This is a genomic window from Prosthecobacter sp. GW821-HT29F12, from assembly GCF_058803405.1.
The window spans coordinates 6697172-6717396 of record NZ_CM179517.1; the positions used below are offsets into that span (position 1 = coordinate 6697172).

The 20225-nt window shown below is 59.3% G+C and carries 17 protein-coding genes; 4 read left to right on the plus strand and 13 right to left on the minus strand.

Annotated elements, in window-relative coordinates:
* Positions 1–30 precede the first annotated feature (30 nt).
* The 5 genes from AC3RLQ_RS27690 to AC3RLQ_RS27710 all read right to left on the minus strand — a co-directional run bounded on the left by AC3RLQ_RS27690 (position 31) and on the right by AC3RLQ_RS27710 (position 5842).
* Positions 31–2562 (minus strand): ATP-dependent Clp protease ATP-binding subunit, encoded by a 2532-nt coding sequence (locus tag AC3RLQ_RS27690; RefSeq protein ID WP_493031868.1) that lies wholly within the window; start codon positions 2560–2562, stop codon positions 31–33.
* Complete coding sequence (locus AC3RLQ_RS27695; protein WP_422318466.1) at positions 2552–3676, minus strand: protein arginine kinase; 1125 nt, start codon at positions 3674–3676, stop codon at positions 2552–2554. The genes AC3RLQ_RS27690 and AC3RLQ_RS27695 overlap by 11 nt, the downstream gene beginning before the upstream one ends.
* A 76-nt stretch (positions 3677–3752) precedes the next feature.
* Complete coding sequence (locus AC3RLQ_RS27700) at positions 3753–4310, minus strand: UvrB/UvrC motif-containing protein (RefSeq protein ID WP_493031869.1); 558 nt, start codon at positions 4308–4310, stop codon at positions 3753–3755.
* 81 nt (positions 4311–4391) lie between these two features.
* Positions 4392–5006, minus strand: a complete 615-nt coding sequence (locus AC3RLQ_RS27705) for an HAD-IA family hydrolase (RefSeq protein ID WP_493031870.1) — start codon at positions 5004–5006, stop codon at positions 4392–4394.
* Positions 5007–5071: 65 nt separating this feature from the next.
* Entirely contained in the window at positions 5072–5842 is a 771-nt protein-coding gene (locus tag AC3RLQ_RS27710; RefSeq protein WP_487687526.1) for a platelet-activating factor acetylhydrolase IB subunit, read from the minus strand.
* 221 nt (positions 5843–6063) lie between these two features.
* On the opposite strand from AC3RLQ_RS27710, the gene fdhA reads away from it, so the two are divergent.
* Positions 6064–7260, plus strand: a complete 1197-nt coding sequence (gene fdhA, locus AC3RLQ_RS27715; protein WP_493031871.1) for a formaldehyde dehydrogenase, glutathione-independent — start codon at positions 6064–6066, stop codon at positions 7258–7260.
* A gap of 170 nt (positions 7261–7430) precedes the next feature.
* Here the strand turns inward: fdhA and AC3RLQ_RS27720 are convergent, their stop codons facing one another.
* Together AC3RLQ_RS27720 and AC3RLQ_RS27725 are read right to left on the minus strand one after the other, a co-directional pair.
* Positions 7431–8063 (minus strand): DUF2959 domain-containing protein, encoded by a 633-nt coding sequence (locus AC3RLQ_RS27720; RefSeq protein WP_493031872.1) that lies wholly within the window; start codon positions 8061–8063, stop codon positions 7431–7433.
* Between the two features lie 6 nt (positions 8064–8069).
* Entirely contained in the window at positions 8070–8426 is a 357-nt protein-coding gene (locus AC3RLQ_RS27725; RefSeq protein WP_493031873.1) for a glutaredoxin family protein, read from the minus strand.
* Positions 8427–8578: 152 nt separating this feature from the next.
* Between AC3RLQ_RS27725 and AC3RLQ_RS27730 the strand changes: the two genes are divergently transcribed.
* Entirely contained in the window at positions 8579–9424 is an 846-nt protein-coding gene (locus AC3RLQ_RS27730) for an SPFH domain-containing protein (protein WP_493031874.1), read from the plus strand.
* Positions 9425–9437: 13 nt separating this feature from the next.
* Here the strand turns inward: AC3RLQ_RS27730 and AC3RLQ_RS27735 are convergent, their stop codons facing one another.
* From AC3RLQ_RS27735 to AC3RLQ_RS27750, 4 genes are all read right to left on the minus strand, one after another.
* Positions 9438–11756: a hybrid sensor histidine kinase/response regulator gene (locus tag AC3RLQ_RS27735; protein WP_493031875.1), complete on the minus strand. Its 2319-nt coding sequence runs from the start codon at positions 11754–11756 to the stop codon at positions 9438–9440.
* A 121-nt stretch (positions 11757–11877) separates the two neighbouring features.
* Positions 11878–14064, minus strand: a complete 2187-nt coding sequence (locus AC3RLQ_RS27740) for an alpha/beta hydrolase family protein (RefSeq protein ID WP_493031876.1) — start codon at positions 14062–14064, stop codon at positions 11878–11880.
* Between the two features lie 32 nt (positions 14065–14096).
* Entirely contained in the window at positions 14097–14807 is a 711-nt protein-coding gene (locus AC3RLQ_RS27745; protein WP_493031877.1) for a carboxylesterase family protein, read from the minus strand.
* A gap of 42 nt (positions 14808–14849) precedes the next feature.
* Complete coding sequence (locus AC3RLQ_RS27750; RefSeq protein WP_493031878.1) at positions 14850–15545, minus strand: zinc metallopeptidase; 696 nt, start codon at positions 15543–15545, stop codon at positions 14850–14852.
* Positions 15546–15643: 98 nt separating this feature from the next.
* Between AC3RLQ_RS27750 and AC3RLQ_RS27755 the strand changes: the two genes are divergently transcribed.
* Together AC3RLQ_RS27755 and AC3RLQ_RS27760 are read left to right on the plus strand one after the other, a co-directional pair.
* Complete coding sequence (locus AC3RLQ_RS27755; protein ID WP_493031879.1) at positions 15644–16657, plus strand: hypothetical protein; 1014 nt, start codon at positions 15644–15646, stop codon at positions 16655–16657.
* Positions 16658–16754: 97 nt separating this feature from the next.
* Positions 16755–17492, plus strand: a complete 738-nt coding sequence (locus tag AC3RLQ_RS27760) for a hypothetical protein (RefSeq protein WP_493031880.1) — start codon at positions 16755–16757, stop codon at positions 17490–17492.
* A 4-nt stretch (positions 17493–17496) separates the two neighbouring features.
* Here AC3RLQ_RS27760 and AC3RLQ_RS27765 read toward each other — a convergent pair whose 3' ends face one another.
* Both AC3RLQ_RS27765 and AC3RLQ_RS27770 read right to left on the minus strand, forming a co-directional pair.
* Positions 17497–18285, minus strand: coding sequence for a succinate dehydrogenase/fumarate reductase iron-sulfur subunit (locus AC3RLQ_RS27765; RefSeq protein WP_493031881.1), 789 nt, complete (start codon positions 18283–18285; stop codon positions 17497–17499).
* Between the two features lie 18 nt (positions 18286–18303).
* On the minus strand, positions 18304–20220 hold the full coding sequence (locus AC3RLQ_RS27770; RefSeq protein WP_493031882.1) for a fumarate reductase/succinate dehydrogenase flavoprotein subunit: 1917 nt from the start codon (positions 20218–20220) through the stop codon (positions 18304–18306).
* Positions 20221–20225 lie beyond the last annotated feature (5 nt).

Consider the following 20225-nt stretch of genomic DNA (forward strand, 5'->3'; position numbering starts at 1 on the left):
GGCAGGCAGAGCCCGGCGGATCTTACCCGGTTAAGGGGCTGGCGTCTCGGCCGGAGCCGGGATGTCAGTGGTTTCGCGCTTGTCGGCGGCAAACTTGAGGCGCTTGTGCTCGTCGTCAAAGGAGACCTTGACGATGTCGCCTTCGCGGATGTCTCCGCGCAGGAGATGCTCGGCCAGCGGGTCTTCGATGTTTTTCTCCACGGCACGGCGCATCGGACGCGCACCATACTGCGGATCAAAACCCTCCTTCATGAGGAACTCGCGGGCGCTGTCGTCCAGGGTGATGTGGATGTTCTTCTTCTTGAGGCGGACAACCACTTTGCTGACTTCGAGATCGACGATCTTGTTGAGCTGCTCCTTCTCGAGCATGCGGAAGATGACGATGTCGTCGAGGCGGTTGAGAAACTCAGGCTTGAAGAACTTCTTCGCGGCTTCGGTGATCTTGCCTTTGATGCCGACGTTGTCTGCGGCGTCTTCCTGCATGGCCATGAAGCCCAGGCTGGTCTGGCGTTTGATCTGCTCCGCACCGATGTTGGAGGTGAGGATGACGATGGTGTTCCGGAAGTCGATCTTGCGGCCAAAGTTGTCGGTAACCTGGCCTTCTTCGAGAATCTGAAGCAGGAGGTGCATGACATCCGGGTGCGCTTTTTCGACTTCGTCGAACAAGATCACGGAGTAAGGGCGACGGCGCACGGCTTCGGAAAGCTGGCCGCCTTCTTCATAACCGACGTATCCCGGAGGCGCACCGATCAGACGGCTGGCGGTGTGCTTCTCCATGTACTCGGACATGTCGATCTGGATCAGCGACTCGGCGGTGCCAAACATGAATTCGGCGAGGTTCTTCGCGAGGAAGGTCTTGCCGACACCGGTCGGGCCGAGGAAGAGGAAGGAGCCGATCGGGCGGCGTGGATCCTTCAGGTCGGCACGGGAGCGGCGCAGGGCCTTGCTGATGGCGATGACGGCTTCGTCCTGCCCGATGACCTTGCCCTTGAGCTCGGTTTCCATCTTGAGCAGCTTCTCGGCTTCAGCCTGTTCCATGCGCTGAAGAGGAACGCCGGTCCACTTGGACACGACGGACATGATGTCCTCTTCGGTGACGTCAACGATGCGCTCCTGATTGTTGGTGCGCCAGGCTTCCAGCACGTCATCAAAACGCTTCTTCGCGTTCTTCTCACGGTCACGGAGGCTCGCAGCTTTTTCGAAGTCCTGCTCCTTGATGGAACCTTCCTTCTCGACGCGGATCTCTTCAATCTCGCCTTCGATCACCTTGAGTTCGGGCGGACGGGTCATGGCGGCGATGCGGGCCTTGGAGCCGGCTTCGTCCATGATGTCGATGGCCTTGTCAGGCAGGAAACGGGAGGGCAGGTAGCGTGAGCTGAGATTCACGGCGGCCTTTAGCGCGTCTTCGCTGTACTTCGCCTTGTGGTGAAGCTCATATTTGCCACGCAGGCCAAAGAGAATGCGGATGGCGTCCTCGACGGAGGGTTCCTCGATCTTCACGCTCTGGAAGCGGCGTTCCAGCGCGGAGTCCTTCTCGATGTACTTGCGGTATTCATTCAGCGTGGTGGCACCGACGCATTGCAGTTCCCCACGGCTGAGCGCGGGTTTGATGATGTTGCTGGCGTCCATCGCGCCTTCAGCGCCGCCGGCACCCACGATGGTGTGCAGTTCGTCGATGAAGAGAATGACGTTCTTGTTGCGGCGGATTTCATCCATCACCGCCTTGATGCGCTCTTCAAACTGGCCGCGATACTTCGTGCCAGCGACCATGAGTGCGAGATCGAGGGTGATCACTTTCTTGTCGCGCAAGATTTCAGGAACGTTGCCGGCGGCAATTTCCTGGGCCAAGCCTTCGACGATAGCGGTCTTGCCGACGCCAGCTTCACCGATGAGCACCGGGTTGTTCTTGGTGCGGCGGCAAAGGATCTGGATGACGCGGGCGATTTCTTCCGAACGGCCGATGACGGGGTCCATTTCACCCTTGATGGCGAGCTCGGTGAGGTCGCGACCGAAGGCCTTGAGGGCCGGGGTCTTTTCGTTTTTCTTCTTGTCGCCGGAAGGCGTGTTGCCCGTTGGATTGACGGGTTCGCTTTCCTCCTCTTCCTCCTCGTTCTGGGAGGAGAAATTGGGATCAAGTTCCTTGAGGATCTCGCTGCGCGCCTTATCGAGGTTCACGTCGAGGTTGCGCAGCACCTGCGCGGCCACGCCTTCGCCTTCGCGGAGGAGGCCGAGCAGGATGTGCTCCGTGCCGACGTAGCTGTGGTTGAGCGCCTTGGCTTCCTTGGAGGCCAGAGCGAGCACCTTCTTCACCCTCGGGGTGTAGGGGATGTTGCCGACCATCTTGGTCTCAGGGCCGGAGCCGACCTGCTGCTCCACCTGCATGCGCACGGTCTCGAGGTCGAGGCCGAGCTTGGTCAAAACGTTGACTGCGACCCCCTGGCCGAGTTTGATCAGGCCAAGCAGGAGATGCTCCGTGCCGACGTAATTGTGGTTGAAACGGTCGGCTTCCTTGCGGGCAAGGGCCAGAACCTGTTGGGCGCGTGGAGTGAAATTATTCATCATTAGTAGGGGAGGTGGTGCCTCCATTGTTAGATTGTGATGGTGGAAAACTACCCGGGCCGTCGATGGATTGCAACCGCGTGCGGGTTAAATCAGCGCGCATGCTGTCACGCTCTTCAGGGGACAATTCACGCGCAGCATTGAGCTGCAGATGCGCAGGTTGAATTTCAAGCAGAAGCATGTCGATCAGGCTGCGGTCACAGTTCCCGACAAGGTCGAGGTCTGCACCGAGACGCAGCATGGAAAGCAGGTTCAGTGCCTCTTTGGAGGTAAGGATGTGCGCATACCTCAAAATGGCGAAGGCACGCCCGATCTGGTCTTGCAGCATCGTCTGGTGGTCCTCCTTGAGCTTGGCACGGGCCGTCACTTCAGAGCGGACCACGCCTTCGATGACCTTTTCGATCTGGGCGATGATTTCAGGCTCCGCTTCACCCAGCGTGTGCTGGTTGGAGATCTGGAAAAGGTTGCCCAGAGCTTCGGTGCCCTCGCCGTAGAGACCACGAACGGCCAGGCCGATCTTGCCAATGGCCTTGATCACCGGGTTGATCTGCTCGGTGAGCACCAGAGCCGGCAGATGCAGCATGACGGAGGCGCGCATGCCGGTGCCGAGATTGGTGGGGCAAGCGGTCAGGTAGCCGAGCTTGGGGTCAAACGCATACGGCAGCAGGCCTTCCAGCTCCGTGTCCACGCGGTCCACCACTTCAAAGGCGCTGGTGAGGTTCAGCCCCGGGCGGATGCCCTGGATGCGGAAGTGGTCCTCCTCATTGATCATGATGGAGATGCTCTGCTTGCGGTCCACGACCACGGCGCAGCCGGATGAGCGTGCCGCATGCTCACGGCTGACGAGGTGGCGCTCCACCAGCACCTGTTTGCGGATCTTGCTGAGCTCGGTGTAGTCCTCGCTGTAGCCGTCCCGCATTTCGGGCAGTTCTTCCACCACCGGGCGTGCACGCTCCAGCAGCTCAATGCGCTGGCGCTCCTGGCTGAAGCCGGGGAAGGGATAACCACGGAGGTTGCGTGCCAGACGCACGCGCGAGGTCATGACCACGTCGGAGTGCGGCCCCGCGCCTTTCATCCAGTCGGCGGGGTTCTTGATCAGTGTGGCAAAACGCATCATGAGATTACGAAGTTGGACGGTGCAATAGAGATACGCGTTGAAAGATGGGGAAGGATCATTCCAGCTGAGACATCCTTCATTTGGAAGCCTTGGGCTGGAGATTTTCGATCTCGGATTTCAACTTGGCGGCGTCCTCGTAGCGCTCCTCCTTCACGGCCAGGTCCAGCTCGGCGCGGAGTTTGGCAATATCCGGTGGCGGCACGGGAGGAGCCGGCACCGGGGCGGGTGGGGGCGCTTCCTTCAAGGCAGAGGCTCGCTGCCTTGGGAGTATCTGGGGGGCGACAGCGCTGAGGTGGCTCGGGCGCTTGCCCACATGCCGTGTTCCCTTGTGCATGTTGCGCAGCAGTCCATCCAGTCCATCTCGGAAGGCGGCATAACATTCCGGGCAGCCCATACGGCCGATCTTTTTAAGCTGGGAGGCCGTGAAGCCGCAGGCGTCGCACACGATTTCCATCGTGTCCGACTCCGTTCGGTGGGAGGGGCTCAGAAATGCCTCCGCCAGACCGAAGCCTGTTTCTTCGGTCACGCCTTTGGCCTTGGAGCAGGTCTCACACAGATTCACCGTGGTCATCTGACCGTTGATGATCTGGGTGAGGAACACGGTGGCCTCATTTTCGCAAACGTCGCATTTCATGGATTTAGTCGTGCATGCTATCATGCCACACAAGTGATACGAACGGCAGCACGTACTGGGTATGACAGGTATTCGCGCCCGTCAACCAATGCCCTGAGCTGTCAGCCATTCGTCCAGCTCCCTCTGAAGCTGCGAATGCTTCACAAAGCTGTAATGAAATGTCCGAAAACCCAGGCGTTTCGCGGTGGCGATGTTTGGCTCCAGATCGTCGATGTAAAACGTTCGCGCGGGGTCCAGATCCAGCTGCGCGGCGGTCTTGAGGAAGATCTCCTCGCCTGGCTTGGCGCAGCGGGCGGTGTGCGAATACACTCCATCTTGGAAATGCTGGAAAATCGCAAACTCGCGCAAGAAGTAGCCTTTGTGCAGCTCGTTGGTGTTGGAGAGCAGGTGCATCGGCAGCTTTCCCGCCAGCGCGGAGAGCGTCGCGTGCATGGGCTCGTTCTGAGCAAAGATTTCGCACCAGATGGCCGCAAATTCATCGGGCGAGCCACGAAACCCCGTCAGCGCCATGCCCTGCCTCACGAACTCCGCATCATCCATGTCCCCCACCTCATAGGGGCCTTTGATGTCATCGAACAATGTCAGCACCGTCTCCGCCGGATGGTCGCACTGCTGCGCCAGCCGCCGGGCGGCGATGCTGAAGTCGAAATCGATGAGGACTTTGCCGATGTCGGAAAGAATAACGGGCTGGGGCATGGCCTTCCTATGCACGCAGGTCTCGCGTGTGCCAGATGAATCCGTGGTGAGAATGACGGGGCGGATTACTTCATCAGCTCGGCGAGCTTTGGACCAATGGCGTCAGCCCAGATCTGATAGCCGGCAGGGGAGAGGTGAAGGAAGTCAGGCATGATCTCCTTGGTGAGGCTGCCGTCGGGCTGCATGAACTTGTCACCGATGTCGAGGAAGAAGACATTCTTGCCGTCGTCGAGTTTGGCGATGATGGCGTTCACCTGCTTCAGTTTGTCGCGGCCTGGATTCGGACTGGCTTTTTCACCACGTGGGAAAACCGCGAGCAGGAGGATCTTCGCCTGCGGCTGTTTGGCGCGGATGGTTTCGACAATGACAGTGACGCCTTTGGCGATGCCTTCAGCGGAATCTGAGCCAGAGTTGTTGGTGCCGATCATGAGCACCACGGCCTTCGGTTTGATGACCTCAAGTTCGCCATTCTGGATGCGCCACAGCACATGCTGAGTGCGGTCGCCGCCGATGCCGAAATTTGCAGGGGTGTAGCCGGCGAAGGCCTTTGCCCAGACTTCCTTGCCAGCGCCCGCCCAGCCGGCGGTGATCGAGTCACCAAGGAACACGAGCTGCGCTTTGCCTTCCTTGGCGATGTTCACGAACTTCTCATGCGAAGCGATGAAGCCGGGGTTGATCTTGCCATCTTTGCCATACTTCTCCGCTGGCACATCCGGCGGCTGCGGGGGCATGACGACCGCCGGAGCGGCTGGTTTGACGGCAGGAGCCGGGGTCTGGGCCCGGAGGGCGGTGGTGGCAAGCAGGAGCAGGGACAATGCGAGTGATGTAATTTTCATGCATGCGCATTGTGGCGGGCTGCTCGCGGGCAGGCAATCCGAAAGAGCATCTGGCGCCATTCGTTTAGCTAATCCCAGCGGCGTCAGCCTTTTCCCGGCCCCTGCACCGCTCATTCCTGGCTGCCAACGTTTTTCCTTCACTGGGATTGACGCGATCCGCCGGTTCTGACTAGCATGACCGGGAATCCCCTAAATTCAACCAACCACAACCACACAATATTATGCCAAGCAATCATGGTGTCGCCTACATGGGTACCGGTAAGGTAGAGGTTCAGAGCATTGATTTCCCGAAACTGGAATTGCGCGAACAAAAGCGCAAATGCCATCACGGAGTCATCCTTAAAGTCGTCAGCACCAACATCTGCGGCTCCGACCAGCACATGGTGCGAGGTCGTACCACCGCACAGAAGGGGCTGATCCTCGGCCATGAAATCACTGGTGAAGTCATCGAGACGGGCCGCGATGTGGAGTTCATCAAGAAAGGCGACATCGTCAGCGTGCCTTTCAACATTGCCTGCGGACGCTGCGCCAACTGCAAAGAAGGCAAAACCGGCATCTGTCTGAATGTGAATCCTGCCCGTCCAGGCGCTGCTTATGGCTACGTGGACATGGGTGGCTGGGTCGGTGGTCAGGCGGAGTACGTCATGGTGCCCTACGCTGACTTCAATCTCCTGAAGTTCCCGGACCGCGATCAGGCCCTGGCCAAGATCAAAGACCTCACTCTCCTCTCGGACATCTTCCCCACCGGCTATCACGGTGCCGTTTCCGCTGGAGTGGGCCCGGGTGCCACGGTTTACATCGCTGGTGCCGGCCCTGTCGGTCTCGCCTGTGCCGCTTCCTGCCATCTGCTCGGCGCCGCTGTCGTCATCGTCGGTGATTTGAACAAGGAGCGTCTGGCCCAGGCCCGCCGCTTCGGTTGTGAAACCGTGGACGTTTCCCTCTCTGCCTCCATTCAGGATCAGATCGAAAACATCCTCGGCGTGCCGGAAGTGGATTGCGCAGTGGATTGCGTCGGCTTTGAAGCCCGTGGCTGCGGCCATGACCACAGCAAGGAAGTGCCTGCTCAGGTGCTCAACAGCGTCATGGAACTCACCAAGGCGGGCGGCGCCATCGGCATTCCCGGCCTCTACGTCACAGGTGATCCGGGCGCGGTCGATGAAGCGGCCAAAGTTGGCAGCCTGTCCATCCGCATCGGTCTCGGCTGGGCCAAGAGCCACACCTTCGTCACCGGCCAGTGCCCGGTCATGAAGTATCATCGTCGCCTCATGATGGCCATCTTGCATGACAAGATCAAAATCGCCAAGGCGACCAACGTGCAGGTGATCTCCCTGAAGGGTGCTCCCAAAGGCTACGTGGACTTCGACAAGGGCGCTGCCCGTAAGTACGTCATCGACCCTCACGGCATGATTAAAGCCTGATCTGTTTTTGGAGTTAGGTTGAAAGGCCCTCCTGCTGCGAAGCGGGAGGGCTTTTTTCTGGAGTACGACAGATTGGCTTTGCCTGTCTCCCCAAGCCTCGGCTCTCCTGTCTGTCGATCAGCGTTCACAAATTGTCCCAGACCGACAGACCAGAGTGTCTGTCGTCCTTTTTACAGCGTCTGAATGAACCGGTCCGCCTCTGCGATGGAGCGGTTCATCTGATCGAGCAGACGTTGAATGTCACTCTGGATGTTGTCTGCCGTGCCGCGCAACGAGCCGATGGCTGCGGCGTTCAGATTGTGCTTCAGATAGAGAACCTGATCGTGAAACTGGCGCAGGACAGGCTCCATCGTGGCTTCGGCCGAGTGCAGGGAACGCGAAAGCGGCTCAAACCGGCTGCGAGTGTCCGCCAGTTTGCGGCGGCTGTCGGCAGCGAGAGAGGCGTTTTCATACTGGCGGATTTCGGCCTCCCATTCGCGGAAGAGATCCCGCGCCACCGTGTCCACCTCGCGGATCTGGCTGCGCACCCGGCTTGCCTGGGCTTCGCAGTCTTCATATTCGCCTTTGAAGCGGTTGTAGGCGGACTCGAGATTGCCACCGTTGTAGTTGGTCAGCTTTTTGAGCTGGGTCAGGGCATCTTGAAACTGCGCACCCGCATCTTTTTGCTCGCCACGAGCTTTCTTGACCGCGCTTTTGAGCAGGTCACGCTTCTCGTAGCCCAGCTTTTCCCAGGCGGCGTAGTAGACAGTGTTGCAGGCTGTGAGGGCAAACGCCAGCCCAAGGAGGAAAAGCCGGGAACGCATGCAGAATCAGCCCACGAATTTCAAGGTGCCCACCTGACCTGCGGCCATGGCGGCGTGCTGCGCGTCGGTGCAGGCGGAATTGGTTGGTGCATCGGCCGGAGCTTCGTTCTTTTCGAGCAGGCCGTTGTCATTCATCCAGGCCTCCACTTCAGCGCCGCTGATGTCGGCCAGCATGGTGCCGTTGATTTCCACGCAGGGGGACAGCGGCTGGCCGCTCTTCTGTTCCATTTCCCAGCGGAAGGCGGGATTTTTGATGATGTCCTTCTCTTCAAAAGGGAGATCGTATTTGCGGAAGATGGCACGGACGCCTTCGCTCCAGCCACAGTAGGTTTTCAGGTAGGCGGTAATTTTGGGTGTTTGCATAGCGCGTTGGGTTTACGCCCTCAGCGTAGCGGACGATGCAGCGAATGCAAACGGGCTGTCGTGGTCGCAGGTGGGTGGAAAATCACCGTAAAATTCTCAGTGACTGGAATTCAAGCAACCAGTTCAATTGCGTCCTAAACAACCTTCTGATTATGAAAGAACGCAATGCTCTGGCCCTTCCCGGCATCCTCGTCATTTTTGCGGCCCTTGGTCTTGTGGCCATCAGCTTTTATCAGTTCCCTGAGTACCTCCCGCTCCTGACCGTTCCAGCGGCCATCATCGGGTTCTTGCTGCTGAAGGGTTTCGTCATCGTTTCTCCCAATGAAGCCGTGGTGCTCACCTTCTTTGGCAAGTACACCGGCAGCCTCGTTCACAACGGGTTCTGGTGGATCAACCCCTTCGCCGGCAGGCAGAAGATCTCCCTCAAGATCGCCAACTTCCAAAGCGAGCAGCTCAAAGTTAACGATGCTCATGGCAATCCGATTGAAATCGCAGCGGTGATCGTCTGGCGTGTGGTGGACTCGGCCAAGGCGACCTTTGCCGTCGAGAACTGCAACAACTTCGTTCGTCTGCAGGGGGAAACGGCACTACGCCACCTCTCCAATCTTTTCCCCTATGAGCCGCACGCGCCCGGGGAGATCGCCCTCCGCAGCCACCCGGTGGACATCGCACGTCAGTTGTGTGCGGAACTGGCGGAACGCACCAGTATCGCAGGCATTGAAGTTTTGGAAGCCCAGCTCAGCCACCTGGCCTACAGCCCGGAAATTGCCCAGGCCATGCTGCGCCGCCAGCAGGCGCAGGCGGTTCTCGCCGCGCGCCAGATCATCGTGGACGGTGCCATCGGCATGGTCGAAATGGCGCTGCGCAAGCTTGAAACCGACGGCATCGTGCAGCTCGACTCCGCCTCCAAATCCACCATGGTGAACAATCTGCTCGTCACGCTCGTCTCCGAACATCACATCCAGCCCGTGCTCTCAACAGCGCCGATGAAAAGCTGAGAGGCAGGTCTTATCACAACGTCATGCTGCTGACCGGCGCCTCCCGCCAGGTGTTTGCTTCGTTGATCACAAGGTGGAGTGTCGTCATCACAGTCTGGGCCGTGTAAGGTTTGGGCAGGAAGTGCCTGACACCCATCTCGGCCACTTTGGCCGGGCCGCCCAGGTGGGCGACACCGCTGGCCGCGATGATTTTCACATCGGGGTTGATGCGCTGGAGCATCTGGATGGTGGCCGGGCCATCCATGACTGGCATCATCATGTCCGTCAGCACCACGGCGATTTCCGCGTTGTGCTGCGTGTATAGCGCCACTGCCTCAGCACCATTGGCGGCCACCAGCGTGCGGTAGTCCAGCGCCTCCAGGGTCTGTCGCGTGGTGGTGCGGATGGCCTCCTCATCATCCACGATCAGGATCAGTTCGCCTTTGCCCAGCGGCATCGGCGGTTCATCCTTGAGTGGGGAATTGATGCAGTTGCCCGTATTGGGGACGGCTGGCAGCCAGATGGTGAAGGCGGTCTCCTTGGTGGGTTCGCTGGTGACTGTGACGAAGCCGCCATGGCTCTTGGTGATGCTCAGCACTGTGGACAGACCCAGACCCGTGCCCTTGCCGATCTCCTTGGTGGTGAAGAAGGGGTCGAAAATCTTGTCCAAGACATCCGGGGGAATGCCGCTGCCGGTGTCACTCACGCTGATCGTGACATAGGGGCCGGGTTTGGCATCCATTTGCAAGGCTGCTGCGGCCTCGTCCATGACGGAACAGCCGGCAGCGATGGTCAGCGTTCCGCCGTCGGGCATGGCATCACGCGCATTCACGCACAGATTGAGCAGAATTTGATGCAGCTGCGTGGGATCCCCCAGAAATGAAGGCAGTTCGTCAGGCAGTTTGCTGAAACAGCAGATGTTCTTGGGGAAGGTGTCCTGAACGAAGTGCTGGATGTCCTTGATGAGAGGGCCTGCGCGCAATTCCGTGCGCCTCCCCTCCACTCCGCGCGCAAACGTGAGGATCTGCCGCACCAGATCCGCCCCGCGTCTGGCACTGCTTTCAATGTTGCCCAGAATGGAGAGTGTGCGTTCGTTCGTGTGAGTGAGCCGCAGCAGCTCGATCGACATGATGATGGGCGTGAGCACGTTGTTAAGATCATGGGCGATGCCGCCCGCCAGCGTGCCCACGCTTTCGATCCGCTGTGCGCGCAGAAACTGCTGCTCCAGCTTCTTCTTTTCAGTGATGTCGGTCACGATGCCGAGGAAGCCGGTGATCTCTCCTTCCTCGTCCAGCATGGCTGTGACATTCAGGGAGACGGAGACGCGGCTGCCATCTTTCCGCACATAGGTGCATTCACGTTCACGCAGGATGCCGCATTTAACATGGGCTACGAACACCTCAAATCCCGGTGCTACGTTCATGCCAGTTTCACGCGAGACTTCGGCGGCCATGCGCTCCATGTCGGAGGCATCATGGAACAGTTCTGGGGTCAGGCTGCCGACAACCTCCTGTCGCAAATATCCCGTGAGCTTTTCAGCCCCGCAGTTGAACGTGGCGATCAGTCCCTTCGTGTTGGTGCTTATGATGCCGCAGGCGGCGCTCTCCAGTACGCCATTCTGCAGATACGTCAGTTCCTGGAGTTTCACACTGGTGTCGATCAGCCGCTCCATGGTGGAGATCTGTCCGCGCGTCAGCAGCAGGGCTGTCATCAAGGCGATGCCTCCTGTCACTCCGATCTGCAGCCAGTCCAGCAGCCGGATATGCTCGTTGATGTCCGCATTGACCTGGATGATTTTTTGGGCGGCCTGATCCAGAGAACCTGCCAGAGCGTCACAGTCTTCGGTCAGCAGTTCTCCCATGCCCCTTAGCAGAGTGGGGGTGGCATCGGTGTGGGGATAGAGCCTCCTCATCAGCTTGGCTATTTTCAAATAGCTTCCATGGGCTTCTTCCAGCTTTTGCAGAATGCTGGCCAGCTGGTTCCCCGTTGCGTGTTTCACCAGCTTGCCAGACTGGAGGGTTTCCTCGCAGGTGTTCATGAGCCCCCAGACGAGGTCAATGCGTCCCAGATAGTACGTCTGCAGCGGTGCGGTGCTGCTCTCCGCCTGGAGCATCAGTCGGCTGAGTGTCTGGCTGTCTGCACGCTGCCTTCCCAGCAGGTTGACCGCGTTCACTGTGGCGGTGCGTTCTTCTTCCAGAGTGGCTCCGATGTTTTCAAACACGATAAAACTGACCAGCAGCAGCAGTGCAGACCCCCCGAAGATGAGCCAAAGACGCCTGAAAAAATGCCGCAAATTGGGCAGCTCCTGGCGCGCCGGCAGGGAGAATACAGGCTTCTTTAAAAAATGGGTCACGCTCATTGCACGAGACCATAGGTGAATGGCCGCGGCCATCCCTTGGCAGTTGGTTCAAAAGAACCTAAGCCTTTGCCTCTAAGTCCGGAATGGATTGGAGAGCTTTGTTAAATGCAGGAAATCACTTCCAACCGAGATTCTGTTTCAAGAATTCAAATGTGCCAACTCCGTGGATGGTGTGAGGGCCGTCGAAGTGCTCGATGGTCGTGCGGTCACCGATGAGGAGTTTGTTGTAAAGCCGGCGCACCTTGGCGAACTCGTAGTTCACCCATTCATCCACGCCCACACCGTCGTTGTGGCCGCGCTCGACCATGAACGGTCTTGGCGCGATGAGGGCGGCCATTTCCGCATAGTTGAATGTGCGGCCCATGTTCCACTCCCAGATTTCATACTCATGGGTGTGGATGTAGCTCATCGGCATGTCGCTGCTCACGCACTTGCGCACCCATTCGTTGAAGTCGCCGCTGCAGATGCTCAGGCAGTAGTCCGTGAGCACGGCAGGTGTGCGCATGGCGGATTTCCCACCGTAGCTGAGGCCGTAGAAGGCGATCTTGTCCGGCTGGGTGAAGGGCTGTGCCTTCAGCCACTCCAGAATGCGCTGATGCTGGCCGTTGATCACACTGTAGAGCGTAAGCCCCAGCGGATTGAGCTTCCGCTGCAGCGTGCGGAACGCATCCTTGCCACGATACGGATTGTGAGGGGCGAAGGTGATAAAGCCCTGTTCGGCAAGTCGCAGCGTGAAACCTTTGTAGGGCGCATAGGCTTTCTGAGTCTCGTCCGTGGTGATGGTGTCCTCCGGGATGCCTTCCAGCCCATGCTGGCAGACGACGACGGGGCGCTTCTCTCCGGGCTTGAGATCTTTCGGCAGGCACAGCCAGCCCCAGGCAAAGACATCGTCCCACACATCCATTGTCACCTCGAAGATCCTGACCTTGTCCGTCTCACGCACAAAGCGGCTTTTGGCATTCACCGGCAGGTTCGGATCTGGCAAGCGGCCGATGACTTCATTCCAAAAGCGGTCGCGTTCACCAGCGGTGTGCCTCTCAAACTCCGCCATGCTCTTGAGCGGCAGCTTGTCCCAAAACTGCGCTTTGCGCTCCATTTCGGTGCTCACGAGCAGACGCTGCGTGAATGTCTCCAGTTCCCGCACCATGCGCTTCTGTCGGGTGGCATCCACTCGGGCGCGCTGCTCGTTTTTCTGTGGCATGATCGGCTCGATGCGTTTCACGAGCTGCGCCGAAACATCGGCAGGCAGCAGATGAGTGACCACCTCCTTCAGGCCATGCTCCTCCGTCGCCAGCATCAGCCAGTCACCGGGCACGAGTGCCTTGGCACGGGCGACCTCGGCCTTGACGGCTTCGAGGGTGGGTTTGCTGATCTTGCCGGGAGCTGCGATTTCACGTTCGCCCGGCTTTGCCTTCGGCGGGCCCTGCACATTCGGGAAGCCGAGGTTTTGCACCACCAGGGGACGTGGCCCGATGAGGGAGGCCACTTCGGCATCGCCAAAGTCACGCAGCAGGTTGAAGACATTGCGGTAGATAGGCTCGGCCCATACTCCCTCACGCGGCTCGAAACAGCCCCACACATAGACAGAGCTGATGCGCTCGTCGATGGCTCCGGAGTACATGGCGATCAGGCCGCCTTCGCCGAGTCCGGCCACAAGCAGAGGCAGCTTCGGCTGCGTGCCGAAGTAATCGACGAGTGACAGCATCTTCTGCACTTCGTAGCCAATGATGTGGCGCCCCAATTCATACGACTGGCGGTAGATCCACTCGCGGTGCGGCACGTTCGTCTTCACACCAAACTTGTCATTGGTGCTGAACTCGCTGCTGCGGCTGATAAGCGCAGGGATGACGATCTCGCAGCCGCTGTAGGCCAGCATGGCGTCATTCGCCAGCTTCTCGGGATCGGTGTCAGCGTCCGGGATGTAGATCACCCGCGCCACCGGTTTGTCTTTCGGCTGAATCAGAATGCCCTCTCCATGTACGCCATCAAACACTGGCCAGCGCACCCGCAGGATGCGTGCGGTGTCCGTTTCCGCCAGGAGCGCCGGATTGGAGGTGTCACCAACCAGTTCGAGCGCCGCGATGGGTAGGCGCTCGTCCACCGCACCGATGATGGCCTTCAATTTTTCGCGCGTCGGTTTACGGCCCGTTTTCGACTGCTCGATGAGCCGCAGAGCCATTTTGTCGATGCCCGCCACCATGGTGGCGGAGAAATCGGGATTCGGCTCCAGCGGCTGGGTGCCGGGCAGCACCTGAGCCTGCAAGGAAGAGGCGATGAAAAGCAGGAGAAGAGGTCGGATCATGAGAGTCAAACGCCCGCCGGACCTGCCGCCTGTCATGGCTTCTTCTGCTCAAACAGCCAGCTCCAGAACTCTGGGTTGGCATAAGTTTGAGTCCACGAATCATGACCGACGCCCGGGTAGATGGTGAATTTGACCGGCGCGTCGATCTTTTTCAGAGAATCATAAATCTTCTGGCTGTTCTCGATAGGAACTGCACCGTCCTTGTCGCCATGGAAGATCCAGCAGGGCATGCTCTTGAGCCGCTGCGCTGTCACCCAGCGCACACCCGCACCGCCGCAGATGGGAGCGATGGCAGCGTAGGTCTCAGGATACTCAAAAGCGGTCTCCCAGGTGCCAAAGCCTCCCATGCTGATGCCGGTGAGATACACGCGCTTGGGATCGACACGCAGCGTTTTGATCAAGTGTTCGGTGACTGCCTGCACACTGTGCGGATTCCATAGGTTGTTGGGTTCGCATTGCAGGCTGGCGACGATGGCGGGAAATTTCTGCCCGGCTGCCAGCAGCTTCGGCGGTCCGTGCTTTTTGATCAGTTCGAGATCGGTGCCCCGTTCACCGGAGCCGTGCAGGAACACCACCAGCGGCCATTTTTTATCCTTGGTGTCTGCGTAGCCCTCCGGCTTGCTCAGGAGGTAGCGGTAGTTGACCTTGATGACAAAATCACCGCTGTATGAAGCCGGTGTTTGGGTGTCTGCGAGAAGTACGGACGAGGTGGCAAGAATGAAGAAGGCGGCAAGTTTGACCATGAGAACTCAACGTCACCCAAGATGGACGCCTTGCCACTCAGATCACTGTGGCCTCATCTTTCCCGTGCCGGGCAGGGCGCTCAGGAAGAAATAGCGCGGCGAGCGCAGGAGATCGCCGACTTCACGAATGGCCATGCAAAAAAGCAGTTCATCAAGCCGCCCGCCAGCCTGGGGATGATTTTTGAGATACTCATCCAGGAAACGACGCAGACGCTTGTTGGCATTGAACTCCAGCGGCACGCTGCCGAGGTTCAGCAGCAGCAGGATGACGATCACTCCGGCGGTGACGAAAATGGCGTTCTTCGCTATGAGAATACGGGCGATCATCAATCCCACGATGGCGAATACCGCAGCCATGGGAATGTAGCGGCTCATGCGGATGCAGCTCTGCCGCCACTTGAGTTCACTCAAGGACTCGCCCGTCTGCAGCGCGTGGGCTGCCTCATGAAGAGCGATGGCCCAGGCAGACAAGGTTGTGCCCTCGGCGACGTCCCGACGCAGAAACAGGCGGCGGCGGGTGGGGTCGAAGTAATCGGTCACGACGGCGTTGTGCTCGACGATCTGCACGTCATCCACCCCTTCGGATTTCAGAAACATGAGGGCGATCTCGCTGCCGGTATGCGCAGTGGGGGCATTCGCCCGAAAGCCTTTGAGCATCATCGACTCATGGCGTGCCTGAGCCCAGCGGGCGACGGCGAGGCCGAGGAAAAGAGCAGCGACAATGAGAATGAAGACCATGAGAAGAAGCGGGGATCACCCTCGCAGCAATACGGGTGCTGGCAAACCATCCATGCGTTGATCTTGCGCCGGGGCGGGAGGCATGATTGCATGGCTGCATGATTCGTTTTGCTATCTTCTGCCTGCTTGCAGCAGGTATTTCCCAAGCTGAAGACATTCTTGGCCAGGGGGAGTTTCGTTATCGGGTTGTGCCCGGCTGGGGACGGGAGGCGCTTGCGCAGGTGAACGTCAAAAATGGTCACGCAGTGAACATTGATGCAAATGGACGCTTGTTGTTTCTGACGGATGACGCCAGGAACAATGTGATCGTGCTCGATCCGAAAACGGGGGCCTTGATCAAGCACTGGACGGCGCGCATGCCGGGGGCGCATGGGATGAGTCTGGTGCGGGAAGGGGAGCGCGAGGTGCTTTTCATCACGGACACGCAGCTCCATGAGGTGCGCAAATTGACGCTGGATGGCGAAGAACTGGCGCATTTTGCATGGCCGGAACAGGCGAAGCTGCATGCGAGCGCAAATGAATACCGGCCTTCGAAAACGATCCATTTCGCGAACGGGGAGTTTTGCGTGTTCGACGGTTATGGGAAGGACTACATTTTTCACTACAAGCCGGATGGCTCGCTGCTGCGGTGGTGGGGTGGAAATCTGGGGGAAGGGGAGAACCAGCTGAAGCATTGGGGGCCGCATGGAGGTGGACTTGATGTGTCGGATTCAGCAAAAACACGGGTGATTATCGCCATGAGTGACCAGCAGGAAATCAAACGTTTTACGGCAGACGGGCGCTTCATCGACAAAATCGCCATGCCAGGCGGGAATCCGCGAGACATCGTGTTTTGGGGGGAGCATGTGATTGTGCCGCATCTGGGGGACCAATGGCCGAAGGACAAGAACTCCCCTGGATTCATTTCCATCGTGGACCGGGAGTATCGGATCGTGTCCAACATTGGTGCACCGGCGGCTGTTTATGTGGATGGTGTGCTGCAGCCGATGCAGAGCGACCACAAGACCTTCATTCACCCTCATGGCGTGGCTGTGGATGCTGAGGGAAACCTTTACGTGGCGCAGTTTGCCTCCCAGGCGGCACCCTTGCTGAAACTGGAGCGTATCAAATGAGTGCAACTTTTGGCATTCAGACGGGTTATTAGCCTCAATGAAGACTGAGCCTAGCTATCAAGTTGCCAACAGGTTGCAGCGGCGGAAAATGACCGTCATGCGTCCTCTGGTTTTCCTTTTTGCCCTTGCCACGGCTGCCCTCGCTCAGTCCGAAGGTGACAAACCAATGCCGCCGCCACCTCCGCCGAAACCTGGCGACGGACCGCCGCCGTATCGGGATGGCGATCGTCATGGACCTCCGGGCATGGGCAGACCGCGTGGGTTTGACGGCTTTGAAAAGCTCTCTGAAGTCGAGAAGCAGAAGGTGAGGGCCGCTTTCGAAAAGGCCTGGCAGCGTCCCGAGGTGATCGAATCGCGGGACAAGGCGCTGCGGGCGAATGAGGAGATGCGCAACACGCTGCACAACGCCCTGAAGGAAATTGATCCTGAAGTCGTGGGCATCCTGGAGAAGATCAAACCGCAGTTCCCGATGGATCAGCGTGGCCTGCCAGAGATGCCAAAGCCGGATTCGCCCAATTTTGCCCACATGGCGGCCATCCGTCTCGGAGCGGAACTTCAATCAATCGCACGGCCTGAACGCCGGGATGAGACGCGGGGTTTCCATGAGCGGCTTCTGCAGCTGCCTCGTGTCAAAGAAGCCCTGGCGAAACTGGATGCGCTGCCTCCGGGAGAGCGCATGGAGGCCTTCAAAAGATTCCGGGAAATCTACCGCGAGGCGGCAGGTCAGGAATTCATGAAATTTCGTGAGCGAGGAGGAGAGCCCAAGGACGGGTTTCGCCGTCCGCCACCGGAGCAGGACAAGCCGGCTCCTCCTCCCGGGGAGCCGAAGCAGTAACTGATCAGTCTCCACCGCCCGCTTCCTTGCGGGTGTTGCCGAAGGCGTCTTTGACGGCAGCCACGGCGTAGTCGCGGTTGAGCTTGGTGATCCAGCGGACGCTGATCTCCTTGGGGCAGGCGGCTTCGCACTCGTATTGATTGGTGCAGTTGCCGAAGCCTTCCTTGTCCATCTGGCGGACCATGCCGAGGGTGCGGCGGTCTTTTTCAGGCTGACCTTGGGGCAGGGAATTAAGCTGGCCGGCTTTCGCGGAGACGAAGAGCATGGCGCTGGCGTTTTTACAGGCGGCCACGCAGGCACCGCAGCCGATGCACTCGGCGGCGTCCATGGCGGAATCAGCGACTTCCTTGCCGATGGGCAGGGCATTGGCGTCCTGCGGCGCACCTGTGCGCACGCTGACGAAACCGCCGGCCTGCTGGATGCGGTCAAAGGCGCTGCGGTCGATCATGAGATCTTTCAGGACTGGGAACGCACGTGCGCGGAAGGGCTCGACCCAGATGGTGTCTCCGGTGCGGAACTTGCGCATGTGAAGCTGGCAGGTCGTGGTGGCTTTTTCAGGGCCGTGGGGCACGCCGTTGATCTGCATGGAGCACATGCCGCAGATGCCTTCACGGCAGTCATGGTCAAAGGCCACGGGATCTTCGCCCTTGGAAATGAGGCGTTCGTTGACGATGTCCATCATCTCCAGGAAGGAGGCATGATCGGGGATGTCCGGAGCGTCGATGTCCTGGAAATGGCCGGGCTGCGAGCCGTTCTGACGCCAGACTTTGAGGTGCAGATTGAGTTGAGACATGGGGACGGGAAAGAAACGTTATTTGTAACTGCGGACGGCGAGGTGGACTTCTTCGAAGGTCAGCGGCTCCTTGTTCAGGATGGGCTGGCTGAGGTTGCCGGTGTATTCCCAAGCGGCGGCGTAGCTGAAGTTTTCGTCGTCGCGCTTGGCTTCGCCATCCGGGTATTGATATTCGGAGCGGAAGTGGCCGCCGCAGCTTTCTTCGCGGTGGCGGGCGTCGAGGCAGAGGAGTTCGGCGAACTCCATGAAGTCGGCCACGCGACCGGCTTTTTCGAGCTCGGGATTGGTGAAGTCGCCGCTGCCGGGGACATTCACGTTCTGCCAGAATTCTTCGCGCAGGGCGGGGATGCGGTTGATGGCCTCGGTAAGGCCTTCCTTGGTGCGGGCCATGCCGCATTTGTCCCAGACGAGGAGACCGAGTTCGCGGTGGAAGCTGTCCACGCTGCGCTTGCCCTTGATGTTGAGGAAGCGCTTGGTCTGTGCGGTGCAGTTTTCGACGGCCTTCTTGAATTCAGGATGCTCGGTGGTGATGCTGCCGGGCTTCTGATTCACGAGGTAGTTGGCGATGGTCGTCGGGATGACGAAATAACCATCTGCGAGGCCTTGCATGAGCGCGCTGGCTCCGAGGCGATTGGCACCGTGGTCGGAGAAGTTCGCCTCGCCAAGCACGTGCAGGCCGGGGAGGTTGCTCATGAGGTTGTAGTCCACCCAGAGGCCGCCCATGGTGTAGTGAACGGCGGGGTAGATGCGCATCGGGCGCTTGTAGGCGCTTTCACCGGTGATGCGCTCGTACATGTCGAAGAGGTTGCCGTAACGTTCGGCGATGGTCTTCTGGCCGAACTGACCGATGGCCTCCGCGAAGTCGAGATACACGCCGCGACCGCCAGGGCCGACACCGCGTCCGTCATCACAGGCTTCCTTGGCCGCACGGGAGGAGATGTCACGAGGGGCGAGGTTGCCGAAGCTGGGGTATTTGCGCTCGAGGTAGTAGTCGCGGTCCGCTTCTGGGATCTGGTCGGGAGCCTTGCCGCAGTCTTCCTTCTTCTTCGGCACCCAGACGCGGCCGTCGTTGCGGAGGGACTCGGACATGAGCGTCAGCTTGCTCTGGTAGTCGCCGCTGACGGGAATGCAGGTCGGGTGAATCTGCGTGTAGCAGGGATTGGCAAAGAAAGCGCCCTTGCGGTGAGCGCGCCACGTCGCGGTGACGTTGCAGCCCATCGCATTGGTGGAGAGGTAGAAGACGTTGCCGTAACCGCCGGTGCAAAGCAGCACGGCATCACCCGCGTGAGATTCGATTTTGCCGGTGACGAGATCGCGTGTGACGATGCCCTTGGCGTGGCCGTCCACGGTCACGAGATCGAGCATCTCTGTGCGCGGGTACATCTTCACGCCGCCGGAGGCGATTTCCTTGTTCAGGGCCGAGTAGGCGCCGAGCAGGAGCTGCTGTCCGGTCTGGCCACGGGCATAAAAGGTGCGGCTCACCTGAGCACCGCCGAAGGAGCGATTGGCCAGCATGCCGCCGTATTCACGGGCGAAGGGCACACCCTGCGCGACGCACTGGTCGATGATGTTGACGCTGACTTCGGCGAGACGATGCACGTTGGCCTCACGGGCGCGGAAGTCGCCGCCTTTGACCGTGTCATAGAAAAGACGGTGCACGCTGTCACCGTCATTCTGATAGTTCTTGGCCGCGTTGATACCGCCCTGCGCTGCGATGGAGTGGGCACGACGGGCGCTGTCCTGGAAGCAGAAGCACTTCACCTTGTAGCCGAGCTCCGAAAGCGTCGCTGCTGCGGAGGAGCCAGCAAGGCCGCTGCCCACGACGAGCACGGTGAACTTGCGTTTGTTCTTCGGATTGATGAGCTTCGAGTCCTGCTTGTGCTTGGACCACTTCGTGGCCATCGGGCCGGAGGGAATGTTGGAATTAAGAGACATGGCGA